The 17,744-nt window shown below is 67.8% G+C and carries 18 protein-coding genes; 13 read left to right on the top strand and 5 right to left on the bottom strand.

All coding sequences use genetic code 11. From position 1 onward, the window contains the following. The first annotated feature begins 34 nt into the window (after positions 1 to 34). From ACOPJ3_RS03995 to ACOPJ3_RS03935, 13 genes are all read left to right on the top strand, one after another. Positions 35 to 790, top strand: a complete 756-nt coding sequence (locus ACOPJ3_RS03995) for a phage tail tube protein (protein ID WP_427870542.1) — start codon at positions 35 to 37, stop codon at positions 788 to 790. 88 nt (positions 791 to 878) lie between these two features. Next, positions 879 to 1,436, top strand: coding sequence for a hypothetical protein (locus ACOPJ3_RS03990; protein WP_427870541.1), 558 nt, complete (start codon positions 879 to 881; stop codon positions 1,434 to 1,436). Positions 1,437 to 1,483: 47 nt separating this feature from the next. Continuing rightward, positions 1,484 to 1,648 carry a hypothetical protein gene (locus ACOPJ3_RS03985; RefSeq protein ID WP_427870540.1) on the top strand — a complete coding sequence of 55 codons (165 nt, stop codon included), beginning with the start codon at positions 1,484 to 1,486 and terminating at the stop codon, positions 1,646 to 1,648. Beyond that, positions 1,641 to 5,210, top strand: coding sequence for a tape measure protein (locus ACOPJ3_RS03980; RefSeq protein ID WP_427870539.1), 3,570 nt, complete (start codon positions 1,641 to 1,643; stop codon positions 5,208 to 5,210). Before ACOPJ3_RS03985 ends, ACOPJ3_RS03980 begins: the two co-directional genes overlap by 8 nt. After that, positions 5,200 to 6,102: a hypothetical protein gene (locus ACOPJ3_RS03975; RefSeq protein ID WP_427870538.1), complete on the top strand. Its 903-nt coding sequence runs from the start codon at positions 5,200 to 5,202 to the stop codon at positions 6,100 to 6,102. Before ACOPJ3_RS03980 ends, ACOPJ3_RS03975 begins: the two co-directional genes overlap by 11 nt. A 220-nt stretch (positions 6,103 to 6,322) precedes the next feature. After that, positions 6,323 to 7,114: a hypothetical protein gene (locus ACOPJ3_RS03970; protein ID WP_427870537.1), complete on the top strand. Its 792-nt coding sequence runs from the start codon at positions 6,323 to 6,325 to the stop codon at positions 7,112 to 7,114. Then, the gene (locus ACOPJ3_RS03965; RefSeq protein ID WP_427870536.1) at positions 7,114 to 8,574 is read left to right on the top strand and encodes a hypothetical protein; all 1,461 of its coding nucleotides are present in this window, start codon (positions 7,114 to 7,116) and stop codon (positions 8,572 to 8,574) included. Before ACOPJ3_RS03970 ends, ACOPJ3_RS03965 begins: the two co-directional genes overlap by 1 nt. A gap of 10 nt (positions 8,575 to 8,584) precedes the next feature. After that, entirely contained in the window at positions 8,585 to 10,096 is a 1,512-nt protein-coding gene (locus tag ACOPJ3_RS03960; RefSeq protein WP_427870535.1) for a hypothetical protein, read from the top strand. Between the two features lie 32 nt (positions 10,097 to 10,128). Next, positions 10,129 to 11,979 carry a DUF859 family phage minor structural protein gene (locus ACOPJ3_RS03955; RefSeq protein ID WP_427870534.1) on the top strand — a complete coding sequence of 617 codons (1,851 nt, stop codon included), beginning with the start codon at positions 10,129 to 10,131 and terminating at the stop codon, positions 11,977 to 11,979. 13 nt (positions 11,980 to 11,992) lie between these two features. Beyond that, positions 11,993 to 12,199 (top strand): hypothetical protein, encoded by a 207-nt coding sequence (locus ACOPJ3_RS03950; RefSeq protein ID WP_427870533.1) that lies wholly within the window; start codon positions 11,993 to 11,995, stop codon positions 12,197 to 12,199. Between the two features lie 27 nt (positions 12,200 to 12,226). Continuing rightward, positions 12,227 to 12,982 (top strand): peptidoglycan recognition protein family protein, encoded by a 756-nt coding sequence (locus ACOPJ3_RS03945; RefSeq protein WP_427870532.1) that lies wholly within the window; start codon positions 12,227 to 12,229, stop codon positions 12,980 to 12,982. Positions 12,983 to 13,084: 102 nt separating this feature from the next. Beyond that, the gene (locus tag ACOPJ3_RS03940; RefSeq protein WP_427870531.1) at positions 13,085 to 13,456 is read left to right on the top strand and encodes a hypothetical protein; all 372 of its coding nucleotides are present in this window, start codon (positions 13,085 to 13,087) and stop codon (positions 13,454 to 13,456) included. A 15-nt stretch (positions 13,457 to 13,471) separates the two neighbouring features. After that, positions 13,472 to 13,786, top strand: a complete 315-nt coding sequence (locus tag ACOPJ3_RS03935) for a hypothetical protein (protein WP_427870530.1) — start codon at positions 13,472 to 13,474, stop codon at positions 13,784 to 13,786. Positions 13,787 to 13,834: 48 nt separating this feature from the next. Here the strand turns inward: ACOPJ3_RS03935 and ACOPJ3_RS03930 are convergent, their stop codons facing one another. The 5 genes from ACOPJ3_RS03930 to ACOPJ3_RS03910 form a co-directional block, all read right to left on the bottom strand. Continuing rightward, positions 13,835 to 14,254 carry a hypothetical protein gene (locus tag ACOPJ3_RS03930; RefSeq protein WP_427870529.1) on the bottom strand — a complete coding sequence of 140 codons (420 nt, stop codon included), beginning with the start codon at positions 14,252 to 14,254 and terminating at the stop codon, positions 13,835 to 13,837. A 42-nt stretch (positions 14,255 to 14,296) separates the two neighbouring features. Beyond that, on the bottom strand, positions 14,297 to 14,629 hold the full coding sequence (locus tag ACOPJ3_RS03925; protein ID WP_427870528.1) for a hypothetical protein: 333 nt from the start codon (positions 14,627 to 14,629) through the stop codon (positions 14,297 to 14,299). A gap of 138 nt (positions 14,630 to 14,767) precedes the next feature. After that, the gene (locus ACOPJ3_RS03920) at positions 14,768 to 15,091 is read right to left on the bottom strand and encodes a hypothetical protein (RefSeq protein WP_427870527.1); all 324 of its coding nucleotides are present in this window, start codon (positions 15,089 to 15,091) and stop codon (positions 14,768 to 14,770) included. Between the two features lie 161 nt (positions 15,092 to 15,252). Next, on the bottom strand, positions 15,253 to 16,200 hold the full coding sequence (locus tag ACOPJ3_RS03915) for a type II secretion system F family protein (RefSeq protein WP_427870526.1): 948 nt from the start codon (positions 16,198 to 16,200) through the stop codon (positions 15,253 to 15,255). Between the two features lie 101 nt (positions 16,201 to 16,301). Further along, on the bottom strand, positions 16,302 to 17,480 hold the full coding sequence (locus ACOPJ3_RS03910) for a CpaF family protein (RefSeq protein ID WP_427870525.1): 1,179 nt from the start codon (positions 17,478 to 17,480) through the stop codon (positions 16,302 to 16,304). Positions 17,481 to 17,744: the final 264 nt, after the last annotated feature.

The following is a 17,744-nucleotide window of genomic DNA, read 5'->3' as shown; positions in this document are numbered from 1 at the left end:
CGACGTCGGGCGCACACGAAAGCGAGAAACGACTATGGCAAAGCCGGTCGACATTGCGCCCACTCGGGGCGCGAACGCAAGTTCCTACGAGTGGATCCTCGACGTCGGGATCCGCCCGACGAACCCGAGCGATCCCGTGCAGTACCTCACGATTCCCGACATTACGGCGCTGCAGCCCAACGCGAGCCCGAAGACGTCGGACGGATCGACCTACGCCAACAAGGGCCAGGACGATCAGGTGACCGTCGGCGAGGGGTTCAACCTGGCGGTGAACGTCAAGGTGGTGACCGACGCGCAGGGCGAGCCGATCCCGGGCCTCGCGCTGCTCATCGAGGCCGCAAACGCGATGCTGGACCAGGACCGGGCCGGGGACCGCGTGATCTCCGTCCGCTACTACCACTACAAGATCGCGAACCTCGCCTACGAGTTCACCGCGGAGGTGAACTGGACACGAGCGAACACGGGCAACGCCGATAACGAGTTCCTGTCGTTCACGCTCACCTCGAAGGGTGACCGTAAGCCGATCACGAACCCGGCGCTCGCGCCCGTGACGGCACCCTCGATCACGTCGGCCGAGCCCGCAGGGGTCACGGCGGGCGGCATCGTGCGCGTCGGCGGCGAGGGCGTCGCCCGCGCAACGGGCGTCACCGTCGGCGGAGAGGCGGCGACCTCGATCCCGGCAGGCGGCGCCCTGTACGTCACGATGCCCGCAGGCACCGCAGGGTCGGCGCCGATCATCGTCACGTCGTCGGCGGGCGCGTCGGCACCGTTCGACTACACGCGCGGTTAGTCGCGCCATAACGGGCCGGGGCGCTCGCCCTCACGGGTGGCCGCCCCGGCCCGTTCCGCGTTTCGGCGCGGTAATCCACAGACTCACTTTGACGAAGGAACTCATCATGGGAATGACAGCATTCGAGCAGAATCGGCATCTGCATATCGACCTCGGCGACGGCACCGTGTTTCGGGTGCCGCCCGTGCCCGGCGCGGTCGGCATCACGATGCTCGCCAATCTCGTAAAGGTGTCGTTTGGCACGGACCTGCCGAACGCCGAAACCGACGCGCAGGGGCTCGCCCGCGCCGCACTCGGCGAGTCCGAAGAAGGCTGGGAGGAGCGCGAAGCACTCTATGAGTCGCTGCGCGCATCCGAGCAGACCAGGGTCGCGCAGGCCGCGATCCTGTGGAACGTGCAGGGCGGCTCGATCGACGCCGTTCACGACCTGCTGAACACGGAGGCGGGCGAAGCGTACCCAAAAGCCCTCGGTCGCGTGATGCGATCCTGCGGGCTGGGAATGCCGTTCGCACAGCTGACGACATGGCTCAATGGGGCGTCGGCGAGCCCGGGCCAGACGGGGTCTTCCGCACCTACGAGTGGCCCGACTGGTACCTCGAATACAAGCGCATCCGAGCCGAGGACGGCGACGCCGCCGACGGCGTAGACGGGCGCGAACTCTGGCGGCACGCGCTCGAGCACTGGACCGACGCCGTGCTGCCGGATCTCAGCCGTTTCTACTCGATCGACACGTTCGACGAAGAAACGCTATACGCCCGCCCGTGGTGGTGGCTGCGCGCGCACGTTCAAGCGCTGTTCGGGATCCGCGGGAGCCTGACCGGCGCCCTGTTCCCGAGGAAGGAAAACGAAGATGAGTGAAGTGGGGCGTCTGGCAGCGTCGCTGCGCCTCGACGGTGCCGAGCAATTTCAGCGGCAGCTGCAGAGCGTCGGGCAGCAGTTCCAAGAGGCCGGGAATCAGGGCCGGTCGTTCGGGCAGAAGGGCGCCGACGCGTTCAAGGTCGCGGCCGGTGCCACAACTCAGCTGACGGCGGCCGCGGGCGCGTATCTCTCGATCCTCGCGAAAACGGGCGTCGAATATAACTCACTGCAGCAGAACAGCCGGGCCGCCCTGAAGGTGATGATGGGCGGCGCCGAGCAGGCGAACGCCCAAATGGACAAGCTCGACGCGTTCGCGCGGAACTCGCCGTTCGCGAAAGACATGTTCATACAGTCCCAGCAGCAGATGCTCGGGTTCGGCATCGAGGCGCAGAAGGTGCTGCCGTACCTCGATGCGATTCAAAACGCGGTAGCGGCGACTGGCGGCAACTCGCACAAGATCGCCGAATTGTCGACGATCATGTCTCAGATCCAATCGTCGGCGAAGATCACAGCCGGGGATCTGCGCGAGTTCGGCAACCGAGGCATCGACGCCGCCGCGCTCATCGGCTCACAGATGGGCAAGACGGCGACACAGATCCGCGACGAGATCGGATCGGGCACGATCGATGCCGGGGCCGCGCTCGACGCACTCGCCGCAGGCATGACGGAGAAATTCGGCGGAACGACCGAACTCGTCAAACAGCAGTGGTCGGGCGCCGTCGACCGCATCAAGGCCGCAAACCGAGACATTGGCGCGGTGATCGCTGAACCGTTCGTGTCGAAGAACGGCGGCGGCATGGCGGTGACGTGGGGCAATCAGGTTGCCGATGTGCTGCGCGCGATCGAGGGTCAGGCGAAACCTGTAATGGAGATCCTGACCTCGAGGGGCTCGGGTATGTTCGCCGCGCTCACGACGGGGCTCGATCAGGCGGCCGCATCGATCAATAGGTGGAACCCGGCCGCGCTCGAGACGTCGCTGAACCGGCTCGAGGGGCACGCGCCCGCGATCGGAGCGCTGACGGGCGTGATCATTGCGCTCGGCTCGTCGGTGGGGCCGCTCGGGTCGGCACTGTCGATGCTTGGGCTGTCGATTAATCCGGTCGTGGCCGCGTTCGTCGGGCTCGCCGCGGCGTCGCCTGAGGTGCGCGACGCGTTCGGGCAGGTGCTCGAGGCAGGTAAGCCGCTGCTGCCGCTCGTCGGCGAGATCGCGGGGATCCTGTCGGGCACGCTGTCGTCGGCGATGCCGGTCGTCGCGGAAGGTGTCGGGCTCGTCGTGTCGGTGCTCGAGCCGATGGTCGACCTGATCTCTCAGATCCCGGCGCCCGTGCTGATCGGGGCGGCCGCGTTCCTCGCGCTGCACAACTCAATGTCGCCGCTTGCGGGCGGGATCGGGAAGCTCGCTGAGGGGTTCAAGCGGTTCGGCGAAAACGCGCAGCTACAGGCCGCACTCGGCGACACGTCGCTGCAGATCGGCGCACTGTCGGCCGCGTCGATGGGCGCTCAGGGCGCCGTGCGCGGGCTCGGGAACGCGATGAAAACGGCGTTCCTGTCGAACCCGGTCGGGATCGCGCTCACGGTCGTTTCGGCCGCGATCGCGCTATGGGCCGGTGCGAACGCCGAGGCCGAGGCGAAGGTGCAGGAGCACAATGCGCGGGTGGCTGCGCTGCGGGACACGCTGAATGCGACGTCTGGCGCGCTCACGGAGTCGACCGGGGCAATGGTCGCATCGAATCTGGAACAGACCCGTGCGGCGACTCTCGCCGAGGAAATGGGGATCAAGTACAGCGATATTCAAGATGCGATCATGGGCAACGCTGCGGCTCAGGAGCGCGTGCAGAAGGGCATGACGAAGCACTGGGAGGAAAACGCCGTCACGCTGAAAGAGTCTGACGACGCACTCAATTCATGGTCGGCTAGCGCCGTGAACGCGCGCAATCGCGGGACCGAGCTAACCGAGATCATGGACGAGCAGCGGGCATCACTCGAGGATGCTCAGGCGGCGCAGCGCGCGAAGGTGCAGGCCGATCGTGAAGCGGCGGCGGCGATGACCGACGCGGCCCGCTCGAATCAGGCGTTTAACGACGCACTGCAGGTCGCGAACGATGCCACGCAGGACGCCGAGACGCGGCTGCGAGCCCTAAAACAGGCGCTCGACGAACTCGACGGCGGTAGCCGGACGGCGCGCCAGTCGCAGACCGATCTCGCCGAGACGGCGCTCAACCTGAAGGATGCGCTGAGCGCGGTCGACGAGAACGGCGCGAGGGTGTGGCAGTCGTTTATCGACGGGGCCGGGGCGATCCAAACGGGCACCCGTGAAGGGATCGCGTTTGAGCGAATGCTCGACGGCGCCAACGACAAGATGCTGCAGGCCATGCAGGCCGCGAGTGATGATGCTATGGCGCACAACGACCGGGCCGGGGCGATGCGCGATGCGATTGCGGTCGGTCACGAGCACATCGCCGCCCTCGAGGGGGAGATGCGCGCTGCCGGGCTGAGCGAGGAGGCGATCGCAGCGCTCGTCGATCAGTACTTCGCGATGCCGGAACTCGTCGCAACGACGTTCCAACTGGACGGGCTCACGGAGGCCGGTCAGCAGATCGTGCAGATCCTCGACGATCTCGCGCTGGTGCCCGAGGGCAAGACGATCACGATCGCAAACGAGGGCGGTGAGGAGACGGCGCAGATCCTCAGGGATCTCGGCTACGAGGTGACCACGACCGACGACTACAAGACGATCACGGTCACGTCGCAGGGCGCCGACGTCGTCACGCAGCAGCTGCAGGACATCGGCAATCAGCAGGTGCCGGAGAAGATCTTTAAGGTCGACGCCGACGTCGCATCGGCGTATGCCGGGCTGCAGGGCGTCGAGGTCGTGAAGATCAACGACAAATATTCCTACGTCTACGGCAACAACTCGGACGCGCTCAGCAAGATCGAGGGCGTCAACAAGAAACAGCCCGACGGGAAGGTTGTCACGATCGGCGCCGACGACTCGGGGTTCTGGGGCGCGTGGGGCCGCATCGCGGGCGCGGCTATGTCGAAGATCGTCGGCATCGGCGGCGGCGCGAGCAACTACGGCGGCGGCCTGTACGAGCCGAGCGGGAAACAGTTCTACGGCGGCGGAATAGTCGGCGCACAGCACTATGCAGGCGGCGGCTACCCGTCGGGCCTGTATACGGGCGTGCAGGGCGGGCTATGGCGCATGGGGCTCGACGGCGTGCCGCACAATTTCGCGGAGGCGGAACACGGCGTGCCGTGGGAGGTCTACATTTCGGGCAAGTCGGGAAGCCGTATGGCGAACGTCGGCTACGCGCTCGAGGCGCTCAGGCGGCTAGGGTTCCCGGCGATCCCGCTCGCGGCGCTCGCCGGGACCGGGTATCGAGGGTTCGACGGTGGTGGGCTGGTCGGCGCACAGGCGCCGGGCTACAGCACGCCCGCTGCGAACGTGCCGCGCTCGTCGCCGATGGTCGGGCAGATCATCCTCGGCGACACGAACCGAAATCAGTTCACAGAGTTGCAGCGGCGGCTCGAGGACATAGATCGGAGAAGCGATGTTCGGTGATTGGACACTCACCTATCCGAGCAGCACCTACGCGTTCGGCCCGCCCGGCCGCCCGGTCAGGCTCGTGTCGTGGACATTCGCGGGCGACGCGTACCGTGCGGAGGACACGCAGCTAGCCGACCTCGACGGGATCCTGTTCGGTCGGGATCTCGTCGAGGCTGGCGAACTCACGGTCGACATTCGGATCGACTATTCCGATCGGCCGCTGCCCGCGGCGGATCGGGCTCGCATGGCGTGGGCGGCTCGGCAAGAGTTCGCCCGCGCCTGGCGGGGTGACGAGATCCGGCGTTCGCCGCTCGCGGTCGCAATGCTCAATCTCGGGGGCGAGTTCGCGATCGAGGGCCGCGGACGCCGCGTCACCTGGAACGACGACCGGCAGAACCGAGGCATCATTACCGGCACGGCTGTGTTCGTACCCGCGGGCACGGGGGTGTTCGCGGTCGTCGACGGCGGGATCCCGTGGCGGCGCGTCGAGGTCGGGCTCGGGGCGCCGACGTCGGGCGGTTGGCGGTTCCCGCTGCGGTTCCCGCTGCGGAACATGAACCCGGCCATACGGTCGACGTCGTTCGAGGTCGGAGGCGAGGCGACGGTTTCGCCGCTCGTGCATGTCACGGGGCCGATCGCCGCGGGCGCATCGCTGCAGGTCGGGAGCGCGTTCGAGGTCGTCACGAATCGGCGACTTGCCCACGACGAGACGGCGGTCGCTGACGGGCGCCACGGGCACGCGCTGCTCAGCGTGAACGGGCGCCCCGAGAATTGGCTCGCCCCGTCGTCGGCGAAGCTGTCGTCGCTGCGCCTGACCCCGGGAACCTATCAGATCGCGCTGCGGGGGATCTCGCCCGAAGGAACAGCGCGCGCCGCGATCGAGTGGCAAGAAAAGAAAGCGAGTTGATCCTATGGGATGGGCACTAGATGGGCCGGTCGATACGCCGGTCGCAGACGGCCGACGGATGCTGTATACCGCAACGGGCGGCGCCGAAGGTGTGGGGAGTGCAAGCGACCTGAAGGTCGTCCCGCTCGAAACGCCTGCAGCCGGGGTTCGGGTGCTGACCGGGACCGCGCTCATGCGTTCGCGGTACGGGTCGGCTGGTAACGAGTCATACCAGGGCGCAGTGAGCACGCAGCGCACTCTCGCGACGACGCCGACGCAGTCGACGCCGACGACGGGGCGCTCGGATCTCGTCGTGATGCGGGTGAAAGATCCGTGGGGCGAGAACTCGCCGTGGCCGGAGCCGAGCGACCCCGCAACGTATGACGGGTTCCCGGTCGAGATCATCGAGGGCGTCGACAAGAATGTGCGTCGTCTGCAAGATGTGCCGGGGCACCAGAACGACACGGGGATCGCGCTCGCCCGGATTGATTTCAAGCCGTCGACTGGGACCGTGAACACGGCGATGATCGTCGATCTCCGAAACGTGGCGCGGCCGCGGCGCGAAACGCTCATGCGAACGCTTGCACTCGTGGGCAGCGACGAACAGGCGATCACGGCACAGTCGGGTTACCCGGCCGGCGGGCAGACGTGGCCGGTCGCAGCCGAAACGGCGTGGGGTGAGCTGTTCATCCCTGAGTGGGCTACGCGAATGAAGATCGTGATGACGTGGGCCGGGGTGTCGAGCCTGAACAACTCGTGGGGGCAAGTTTGGGTGCAGGTCGGGCCGACGATCAACCCGCACAACGTCAAGACGCAGGCGGTCGTGTGGGATCAGCAGAACGCAGCCGGGTGGGCGAGATCCGTGATCATCGCCGCCGATGAGATCCCGATCCCGGCGCAGCTGCGCGGCACAACGCAGGTGTTCTACCCTCGCGCCATGCGTGACGCGGCGAGCCCGGGCGGCAGCATTACGAAGCTCGATTACGGGTCAGCGATGGTGCTGCAGGTCGAGTTCATGGAAAAGGCCGACTAATGCGGTGGGCGGCGCAACGGTTCGGCACATGGCGCTGGCTCGACTACGAGGTGCCGCTCGTCGTGAAAGAGGGGCCGGAATGGGGGCGTTCGGAGTACGGGATCGTGCGCGCGAGCGTCCCCTCGCCCGTCGTCGTGCCGCTTGCCGACGACGGGCGCGACATGTTCGAGGAGTGGGGCACATTCCTACATCACGAGGAGGAGGGCGCCGACGGGACAGTGATCCGGGAGTGGACCGGGATTGTGCGACAGGCGACTCTCGACGCGGCGGGCTGGGATCTCACGATCGTAGAGTTCCCGGGGTACCTCGATGACCTGCCCTATGAGGGGCTGGCGCGGGCGACCGGCACGGATCCGGCAGCGCTCGTGCGGCAGATCGTCGCCGACGTGCAGTCCGTGCCGAACGGCTGGCACGGGGTCACAGTCGAGGGGTCAACGCCGTACAAGCTCGGCACGACGTTCGATAACGACGTCGCCGCGGCGCGCGCGGTGATGGATGCTCGAAAGCGCACTTATGACGCGCTCACGCAGTCGAAGAACGATGCGGCGAAGGAAATGCAGGATCTCGGGTCGACGCTCGGCGACGAGGTCGCGACGGCGCGCGCGCTGCTCAACGATGCGAACGCCGCCCTAGCGGCGCTGCTCGCGGCCGGGGCTGACCGGGCGCAAGTCGAGTCGCAACGGGCCGCTATCGCCGCGCGTCGGGCCGTGTACGACACGGCGCTCGCGGGCTACAACAACGAGCTTGCGGCGGGCCGGTGGGCGCTGTCGGCGGCGAAGGGCAACAAGGATGCGGCGAAGGTCGCATATGACGACGCCCGGGCGGCATACGACGCGATGAAGAAACTACGGCAGGACCGCGGCGGCGCGCACGAGGTCGGCGGCGACGATCTGCCGAACGCATATCGGGCGATCACTGAGATAGCTGAAACGTGCGGGTTCGAGTGGCGCACGCGCTCGAGGTACTCGGAGGGGGCGCCGGATCTCGCAATCGTGATCGAGGCGCCCCGTGTCGGCGTTCGTCGATCAGATCTCGTGTTCGATACGGCGGTCAATATCGTGTCGGAGTTGAAGCTCACGACGCCCGGGAAGTATGCGAACGCCGCCGTGGGGGTCGGTGCCGGTGAAGGCGCGAAGGCGCTGCGCCGGTCTATGTCGACGCCCTCACAGCGGATGCGCCGAACGATCGTGGTCGACGACAAGGGCGCAAAGACGGCGGCGACGCTCGACGCGGCGATGCGGCGCAAGATCCGCATTGCTCAGGCGCCGCCGTACCCGTCAGAGATCGAAGTGATCTCGCACCCGAACTGCCCAATCGGGGCGTGGGGTGTCGGCGACACGATCGAAGTCGTTGACGAGACGAACCCGGCGCGCCCGTATCGCGGCCTGCTCAGGATCGCGTCGTGGCAGCGCGTCGGCCGCGACCGCGCAAAACTCAGGCTCGAGCCGGACACGAACTAGGGGGTTCCTCATGGATCCAATCAGTGAGATAGCGCGGCGGATCGTCGGCCTCGAGCGCAGCGTGACAGCAGGGCACAGGACCGCACAGCTGCCGCACACGTCGGTGACGCTCGCCGACGGCACCGACGTTGGGATCGACGAGAGTGTCGAGCAGGCCCGCGACGCGCAGGAACTCGGCACCGTACAGGCGGGCGTCGTCGATCGGGTGTCGGATCTCGTCGACGGGAACGCCGTCGATGCGACGCATCAGCCCGACGGGCACGACGTGACGCAGGTCGGAACGGATGCCGGGGTCGAAGCGGGGTTCGTTGCATGGGAGCTCGCGCAACAGGCGAAAGACGAGGCGGCCGGGGCGGCGCGGGTTCCTGCCCGCGTCACGGGGCTCGCGCTGGCGGGCAACGTCGGGCAGTGGGGCGTAACGGCCGAAGCGGCGATCGCACTCGAGTGGGATCCGGTCGGCGCCGACGTCGACGGGGATCCGCTGCCGGGCGTCGCCTATGAGGTATTCGACGGCGACGCGATCGCCGCGACGGTGTCGGATGCTCACGCGAGCGTCGTCGCCGCGGCGGGCACGTCGCACACATACCGGGTTCGGGCGCGCTCGGCGGCTGGCGTCGTCGGTGACGTGTCGGAGCCCGTCACGGTCACGGCCGCAACGCCCGCCGCGTCGACGCTCACGCCGTCGGCGCCGACCATGAAAACGGGGTTCGGTGTCGTCGTCGTCTCGTGGGACGGCACCTATACGGTGCCGGGCAGCGCTGGCGCGTTCGCTGTGCGCGTCGAGGTGGCCGACGGCTCGACATGGCGGCCGCAGGGAGCCGCGCTGCAGGGAGCCGGGAGTGTGACGGTACCGGGCAAGGCCGGGGCCGACGTGACGGCGCGGCTTGTAGCTGTCGACAAGCTCGGCCGCCCGACCGGCACCTCGGCGCCCGCCTCGATCACGGTCGTTGCACTCAGCGGCGACGACCTCGACGCGGAGAGCATCTGGGCGAACGAGGCGTGGCTGAACCTGCTGCGCGCGGGCGTGATCGAGGCCGACATGCTGAAACCGAACGTCGGGCAAACACTGAACCTGTCGGCGAACGAGGCGATCGTGCTGATCGCCGGGCGGCAAGACTCGCAGGACACGGCGATCGCGGAGGCGAAAGAGCAGGCTGACACGGCCGCCGCCGACGCGAGTAACGCGGGCCTGACAGCGAGCGCCGCGCAGGCACACGCGGAGGCCGCCGAGGGTGCCGCGCTCGTCGCACAGAATCGCGCCGATCAAGCCAACGAGCGGCTAACCGATCATCAGGCCGTGTTCAAGGTCACGCCGACGGGAGCTGTCGTTTCGACGCCCGACGGGTCGCAGGAACTCAGACTGAACCCGGGATATGCCGCGCTGGCGCAGAACGGCGTCGAAGTGTCGCGCTGGGAGGCGGGCCGATTGATCGTCAACGAGGCGGTTGTGAACCGTGCCCGGGTCGGGGCTCACCTGTTCGAGAAACATTCGGCCGGGCGAACGATCGTCAGACCGATCTAACAGCGGCCGGACGGCCGGGGAAGGGGTGACCTATGGCCGTGTTCTATTCGCCCTGGCAAAACCATTTCAGGCTGAGAACACACGTCGATGTAATGTCGCAGAACGTCGCCGCGAACACGTCGACGATCCGCACGCTCAGCTACATCGAGGCGGAGCCCGGCTGGTGGTTTAGCGGGGCGTGGATCAACGCGTCGGTGTGGATGAACGGCGGGCAAGTCGCGGCCGACAACGCGAGCCGATCCGTGGGGAACGGCGGCGAGGTCGCGGTCGTCGAGTATTGGCGCACCGTGTCGCACGCCGCCGACGGCACACTGTCGGTCAGTTTCTCGACGAACGCTGTCGCAACGAGCATCATCTCGTTCAATCAGTGGGCGGGCGGCACGATCACAGCGCCGACGATCCCGCGCGCGACGTCGCCAAGCTGGTCGGGTGCGTTCACCGCGGGCGCCGCGAAAACGATCAGCCTGCTACGCGCGTCGTCGTCGTTCACTCACGACGTCACCTATCAATTCGGCGAGGTTCGCGGCACGATCGCGACGGGCGCCGGGGTGTCGGCATCGTGGACGCCGCCGTTATCGCTGCTCGAAGTGATCCCGAAGGACGTGACGGGCACGGGCACGATCACAGTCGTGACGAAGAGCGGCTCGACCGTGATCGGCACGAAGTCGGCGCGGTTCGATCTAAACGCCGCGGCAAACGTCGTGCCCGAGGTTAACGCCGTGACGTGGGCCGATACGAACTCGACTATCGCGACCGCGATTGGCGCGTTCGTGCAAGGGCTGTCAGCGGTGCGGGCCACGATCGCCGCGTCGGGTGTGTACGGGTCGACGATCACGACGCGACGCGTGCGGATCGGCACGGCCGTGTTCCCGGACGGCGCCGCTATCGCCGTCGACGGGGCGGGCACGATCGCCGCAAAGGGTGAGGCGGTCGATACCCGCGCCCGGGTCGGCGTGCTCGACGCACCGCTCGACGTGCTGCCGTACTCGCCGCCCACGATCGTTGGGTTCAAGGTGTCGCGGGCGAACTCGGCTGGTGCGCCGCTCGAGGGCGGGACTTATCTGCTCATGGATCTCGAATCGGCCGCGCAATCGCTGATCGTCGGTGCCGAAAAGAACGCGATGCGGATTGTCGTGAAAACGCGCACGGGAACGGGCGCATGGGTGACGCGGCAGACGATCACGCCGGGGCTCACCTACGACGCCGCGGTACTCGTCGGCGGCGGTGGAGTCTATCTGCCGACGTCGTCCTACGACGTTCGGGTCGAGATCACCGATAACACAGGAACGACCGCGGTCGCGGAAACGACAGTGCCGACTGGTGTTGTGACGATCGACATGAAGGGGAACCGGGTCGGGGTCGGCAAATACCACGAATACGGCGGGCTCGACGTCGCCGAGCAGATAAACGACCGCGGCGGGATCACGTCGCCGGTTGGCGCCGTGCTCGAGTTCGCGGGGGCGACCGCGCCGCGCGGGTGGCTCATTTGCGACGGATCCGAGGTATCGCGCACGGGCTATGCCGACCTGTTCGCTGTGATCGGCGAAGCGTTCGGGGCCGGTGACGGGTCGACGACGTTCCGCCTACCCGATCACCGCGGCCGCGTCGGCGTCGGCCTGTCGGCTGATGCCGAGTTCAATGTGCTCGGCAAAACGGGCGGCGCGAAAACGCACACGCTCACGACCGCAGAGATGCCAAATCACGAGCACCGCACGCTGAACACGGGTGACGTGTGGGTCTACCAGGGAACGGCGTCACTCGCCGGCGGTACGCCGCACGGTGGGCGCACTGTCGCCAATCAGATGACCGGCAAAACGGGCGGCGGCGGGGCGCACAACAACCTCCAGCCGTATATCGCCGTCAACTACATCATCCGTTACTAGGAAAGGGGCCGACGTGGCAATTCCACTCAACGCTGCCGCGAACGTCGTCGTGCAGGCGCAGTCTGTCGTCGCGGATCTCACGACACAGATCAGTGAACTGCACGCCGCGCGCGAGCGGCAAATCGCAATCGTCGAGGCCATGCTGCCCGCGGCGACATGGGGGGAACCTCCACCGCTCGATCCGCCGACAACCAGCAGTCCAGAAAGCCCTTCCCCGTGAGGGGCTCAACTATTTTAAGGAGGGCTCATGGGCTTCTCGCCACTCGCAAACACGAGTAGACGCATCCCAGACGTTGGCCGTTCAGTGCCGCGCGAGGCACGGGTGACCGGCCTAGGGCTGCACCACAACGCAGGCGTTGACGCGTACGGGCAGGCGACTGCTGCCGGACGTGAAGTGTCAGCGAACTACTGGATCGCGAACGACGGCACGATCATCCCGAACATTGATGAGACGCGGCGCGCGTTTACCTCTGGTGCTGCTGGGTATCCGGATGGTGCGCAGGCCGATCATCGCAACATCACGGTCGAGATTTCGAACAGTCCCGAAGGGGTCAGGTCGGGGTCGTGGGCGATCTCGAATGCTGCCCGCGCAGCACTAGTCGCATTGATCGCTGACGTATACCGACGTTACGGGTTGGGTACGGTGCGCCGTTCCCCGACGTCGGGCGTCGGCGTTCATCAGGACTGGGTGCCTACCGCGTGCCCCGGACCTTACGTGATGGCAGAACTGCCGTCGATCATCGCCGAAGCAAACGCGAAAGCTAACCATGCGGGGGGTACCCCCACCAACGATGAAGGAGAAGAAGACATGCGCGGAATCATCTACCGCTCCACCCAGCACGGCAAGTTCGGCTGCTACGCCGGCCCGACGGGCGGGTTCGTCATCCTCGCAAACGAGGAGGAGTTTAAGAACCTCACCGCGATCGGCACCCCGGTCGTGTGGCTGACCCCGAAAACACTGCAGGAGCTCATCAGCGACGCACGGAAGATGCAGCAGAGGTAGTCCGATGGGTGCCACCGCTCTCACGCTCGCTGCTTGCGGTGTCGCTCTCGCCTGTTTGGGCGCCGCCATCGCGATCCACTGTCTCATCGAGAGGAGTCGCGAGTGAAGCAAGAGGTCCTCCTCGCGCTCCTCGCGCTCGGCGGAGTCGCTCTCACCGTCACTGGCGCCTGGGTCGGGGCGTGGCTCACCCGACGCTCCTCGAAGGAAGCGACCGAGGTGCAGGCACACGCGCAGAAGAAGTCGTCGGAACACCTCATGATCGACCAGCTCCAAGAGGAGTTGGCCGGGCATCGTGAGGAGACGAAGGAGCGGGCCCGCCTCGCCGACGAGCGCGCAACCGCACAGGATGCCCGCATGAACCGGCTCGAGCTCTACTCTGACGGCTACCGTTCGCACGCCCACGAGCTGCGCTCCTGGATCTGGGATGGCAAGCCGCCGCCCCCACCACCGTGGCCTGAGGGCCTACCGAAGTAGGAGAGGGGGTGAACATTGGCACGACATGCAATCGTCCCCGCCCCGGAGTATCCGGCCAAGCGGACCTTGCGTACGGGGCTCGCGGTCGCGATCCCCGCGGTCATCGCCCTTGTCGGGGTGCTGCCCGAGATTCTGCAGATCGTGGTCGACGAGCTCGGCGGTCACCTTCCAGATGGGATCCGGCTGTGGCTGCTGGGTGCGGCCGCGGTCCTGACTGCTGTTGCGATGGCGGTCACCCGGATCATGGCGATCCCGATCGTCAATGACTGGTTGTCTCGGCATTCCCCGTTCGGTTCTGAACCGTCTTATGTTGCGCGTTCTCGCGAGTGATGTTTCGCCCCCTTCTGGCTTCGGCCGGGAGGGGGCGATTCTTGCATTTCAGAGGGCTAACGACCAGACGCTCGCGACTGTCGAGAGGAAGCCGCCTGTCAGACCGAGCCAAGCTGTCGGCCGATTCGCTCTTGCCACATGCCGGATTGCGCTTGCGAGCAGTTTGCTCCCGTCGGATTCGAACTCGGCCCCGATAGTGATGGGGACGTCGAGCTCCCTTGCTCTCTCACGAATCTCGTCATCCACGTCACGTTCGATCTGGGAGTGTCGGCCAGCCTGTTCGTCGGGTGGTAGGTCGCGAATTTCCTGCACTCTCCGACGTTTCTCTTCGCGGCGCCAATCCCAAAGCTCTTTCATTTCTCGCTGCATCTTCCCAATGGCGTTCGGCGTGACCTTGGACGCCACAAAGATGCTCAAGACGACTAGGCCAAACCCGATGGAATAGAGCACCCCAACAACGACCGACATGAAAACCTCTGTGTTCTACTCGAGCTCTTGACGGTCGCTGTTCTAGCAACGACCGTCACCTAAAGATAGCGAAAAGCGAGCTGCAGATCGTGGTAACTGCACCCCAAAACGCTCCTCGATGGGGAGGTGCCGCTGCGACCAGTTCCGCCAGGTCACGACGGCCGCGTCCTCGAGCGTTTCGAAGTAGCCAACGAGCTCCCGCTCGCGCGGGTCGTGGTCGCCGGTGACGGATCGCCACGACGTCGTCGCGGGCTTCCCGAGCCGGGTGATCCTGACGGGACGGATGATGGCGACCCGGATGGGGCCGTCCCACATGTGCCGTTCCTGGTTGGGGCCGGGACGGAGTGAGTGCATCGGGTGCCACGGCATGGACATGCGGGTCAGCTTAGGCGCCACCTCTGACGCGCACAGGATGCTCTGGATCGGGCAGGCGGGCGATACCGCAGTAGGGGCACTCCCACCAGTCGGCGCACGGCAGCATGATCGTGAGCGGGCAGCATGGGCAGGCCGGGTTCATCGCCAGCCATGCTGTTTTTGGGACTCGATAACGATCGCATACTCGGCCGTTACGGCGCCGGCTTCGTCGTTCCCGAGCGCGCGCATGCGCCTCCGCCCCCTCGCCCCAAGCCGGCGCAGGGCGGCCGCGGTCCGTGACGGCGCCCAGAGCAGCCACGCATACGCGCTCCGAGCACGCCCGCGCAGCCGCGCAACTGATCTTGGCTTCTCCGCCGCCCAGCCCCGGCTGCCTGGCGCGGTGTCGGCCTCCTCCGGCTGCGCCGCATTCGTGCCGGTGCGCAGACGTCGCCCCTGGTCCGCAACGATCTCCAAGCGGGTCATGTGGTGTCCTCCTCGTGTGTAAACGGTTGATCTGCACGGCCCGGCGGCTGCCGGTCCCCCTATGGTCGCGGGCTTCCCCAGCCCGCGTGCTGGGGCCCTTCGTATCTGTGGAGAACACTCGCGATCCGCCGTATCCACAGGTCGGATCCCCACGTTCGCGTTCAGAGACCACCGAACATCGAGATCACGACGGGCACCACCCCGAGCAGGAGAAATGCCGGGAGCACGCACACCCCGAGCGGCAGCAGGATCCGCACCGCGAGCCGTTCGGCGTCCCGCTCGAGCTCCGAGTGCACGCCCGCACGCTTCTGGGTCGCTTCAGACAGCAGGAGGGAGCGGAGCGGAATCCCCGAGCGCATCGCCGCGTCGATCACCGCCGCAAGCGGGGCCTCCCGCGTGAAGCTGTCGAACTGAACCCACTCGGCCGCGAAGTCGTCCACGGCATCCACCACCCGTTTCACGGCCGCGGGAGGCGCGGCTCCCCCGCCGAGCGCCACCCAGGTGAGCTCGAACTCCAGGCCCTCGACGACGTCGCTCCCGGCGACGGCGCTCTGCAGACGCTGCGACCACCGCATCCCGCCGAGCAGGAGCCCGAGCCCGAGCAGGAACAGCACCGCGCCCGTCGGGCCGAAGAGCACGGAAAACGGGTCGAAGCCGAGCCCCCAGCCCACGGCGACGGCGACGGGCGGCAGCGCAAGGATCGTCCGCGAGGTCGCCCGAGGGCCCGCGAGCAACACCTCCCGCCGCATGCGCAGGCGTTCGAGCTCCTGCAGCCCCTCCCCGATGCGCTCGAGCGCGGGAGCGAGCGGTGAGCCGCTCTCCTCGGCGAGCCGCCAGGCTACGGCGAGCACCCGCCAGTCCGGCCCGCCCACCGACGCGATGGCCGGCCCCGCGCGCTCACCCGCGGCGAGCGCATCGCCGATCAGACTCGCGGCCTCCCTCGGGCTGTCGGCATCCCTCCGACTGGCGACCTCCCTCGGCGTCTCGGCGGAGCCAGCCTGGAGAGCGTCGCCCGGCTCTGCCGAAGCGGGGCCGCCGCCGAGCGCGGCGAAGACGTCCCTGACCGACACGCCCCCGCGCAGGAGCGCCGCCGCGCGCACCGCAAGCACTCCGGCCCCCTGCCCCGTTCGTCCGTCGGGCCGCCCGAAGAGTCTGCGCAAACGCGCGACGACGCCCTCCAGCCCTCGCCCGCCCCGGCCTCGCGTCGCCCTCACGCGCCCGGTTCGGCACCGTGATCGGGGCGCCCGCCCACCTTCCGCTTCGCACCACCGTCGGGCCGCACGGAGGAGCCCCTCCTCGGGAGAAGCTGCGCCCGAGCCGGCTCCTTCGTGCGCAGGACCTGGACGCTGAGCATGCCGCGCTCATCGAGCCCGAGCGCGCCGAGCGCCGCGACCCTGTGCACCCCGCCGCGCTTCTCGAGGTGCACGATCGCGTGCACGGCGGACACCGCCTGGCGCGCGAGCGCCACGGGCGCGAGACCCCCCAGGGCGCCGAGCGCCTCGAGGCGCGTCGGCACCTCGCCGAGGGCGCTCGCGTGGATCGTGCCGGCACCACCGTCGTGCCCCGTGTTCAGCGCGGCAAGCATGGTCACGACCTCGGCTCCTCGGCACTCCCCGAGCACGATCCGGTCCGGGCGCATCCTGAGCGCCTCGCGCAGCAGCCGGTCCAGTTCGAATCCGCCGATCCCGTCGGCGTTCGGCTGCCGCGATTCGAGGGCGACGACGTTCTCGTGCGCGAGCCGGAGCTCGGCGACATCCTCGATCGTCACGATGCGCTCGCCCGCCCCGGCGAGATCGAGGAGGGCGGCGAGGAGCGTCGTCTTCCCGGATCCGGTCCCGCCGCTGATCAGGATGTTCTTGCGCCCCGTCACGGCCTCCGCGAGCCATTCGGCCTGCTCGGCCGAGCACAGACCGCCGGCGACCAGCTCCTCGAAGCCGCGCACCGTCTGGGACGGCACCCGAATCGAGACGGCCGCGCCCGAGGCGGCCACGGGCGGCAGCACAGCATGCACGCGGATCCCCTCACCCAGCGAGACATCGGCCGCCGGGGCGAGCTCGTCAAGGTGGCGCCCGCCCGCCGCGATGAGGTCGCGCGCGAAGCGCTCGACCGCCTCGGCCCCCGTGCTCCAACCCTCGACCCGCGACAGCCCGCCGCCGCGATCCACCCAGAGCGAGCCGCGCCCCTGCCGGACCTGCACGTGCAGATCGCGGAGCACCGGATCGTCGAGCAGCGGGAGCAGCCCGCCGAGGGCGCGCCGCGCCGCGATCCCGAGCCGCGACGACCTCGGTTCCCGGCCCGGATCCGCGTGGGCCGGGTCGAGTGCAACCAGCCCGCTCCCTCGCAGCGGGTCGCCCCGCACATCAGGGCCCCGCAGATCGGCATCGCGCAACCCCGAAGCCCGCACTCCCGAAGCGCGCAACCCCGAAGCGGGCAACCCCGAAGCGCGCGGCTCGGAACCACCAGTACTCAGCGCAGCGAGAGAAGTCATGCGTCCATCCCAGCGCCGCCGCGGGCACCGCGGGCCCCGGATCCGGAATCTGTGGACAAACTGCACGCGCAGCGCCCAGCGGCCGCGCCTGTGAGCGAAGATCCCCGCCGAAGGAGACACGATCACACGGCTGCCCTCACCCCCACCCTCCTCTTTGGAGGGTAC

The sequence above is a fragment of the Leucobacter luti genome (genome assembly GCF_050310065.1).
Lineage (GTDB): Bacteria > Actinomycetota > Actinomycetes > Actinomycetales > Microbacteriaceae > Leucobacter > Leucobacter luti_B.
This window is presented reverse-complemented; position numbering and strand designations above follow the sequence as displayed.

Coding starts and splice junctions, on each gene's coding strand:
- ACOPJ3_RS03995 (WP_427870542.1), top strand. CDS start 35: ATGGCAAAGCCGGTCGACATTGCGCCCACTCGGGGCGCGAACGCAAGT.
- ACOPJ3_RS03980 (WP_427870539.1), top strand. CDS start 1,641: ATGAGTGAAGTGGGGCGTCTGGCAGCGTCGCTGCGCCTCGACGGTGCC.
- ACOPJ3_RS03975 (WP_427870538.1), top strand. CDS start 5,200: ATGTTCGGTGATTGGACACTCACCTATCCGAGCAGCACCTACGCGTTC.
- ACOPJ3_RS03965 (WP_427870536.1), top strand. CDS start 7,114: ATGCGGTGGGCGGCGCAACGGTTCGGCACATGGCGCTGGCTCGACTAC.
- ACOPJ3_RS03960 (WP_427870535.1), top strand. CDS start 8,585: ATGGATCCAATCAGTGAGATAGCGCGGCGGATCGTCGGCCTCGAGCGC.
- ACOPJ3_RS03955 (WP_427870534.1), top strand. CDS start 10,129: ATGGCCGTGTTCTATTCGCCCTGGCAAAACCATTTCAGGCTGAGAACA.
- ACOPJ3_RS03945 (WP_427870532.1), top strand. CDS start 12,227: ATGGGCTTCTCGCCACTCGCAAACACGAGTAGACGCATCCCAGACGTT.
- ACOPJ3_RS03930 (WP_427870529.1), bottom strand. CDS start 14,254: ATGTCGGTCGTTGTTGGGGTGCTCTATTCCATCGGGTTTGGCCTAGTC.
- ACOPJ3_RS03925 (WP_427870528.1), bottom strand. CDS start 14,629: ATGTCCATGCCGTGGCACCCGATGCACTCACTCCGTCCCGGCCCCAAC.
- ACOPJ3_RS03920 (WP_427870527.1), bottom strand. CDS start 15,091: ATGACCCGCTTGGAGATCGTTGCGGACCAGGGGCGACGTCTGCGCACC.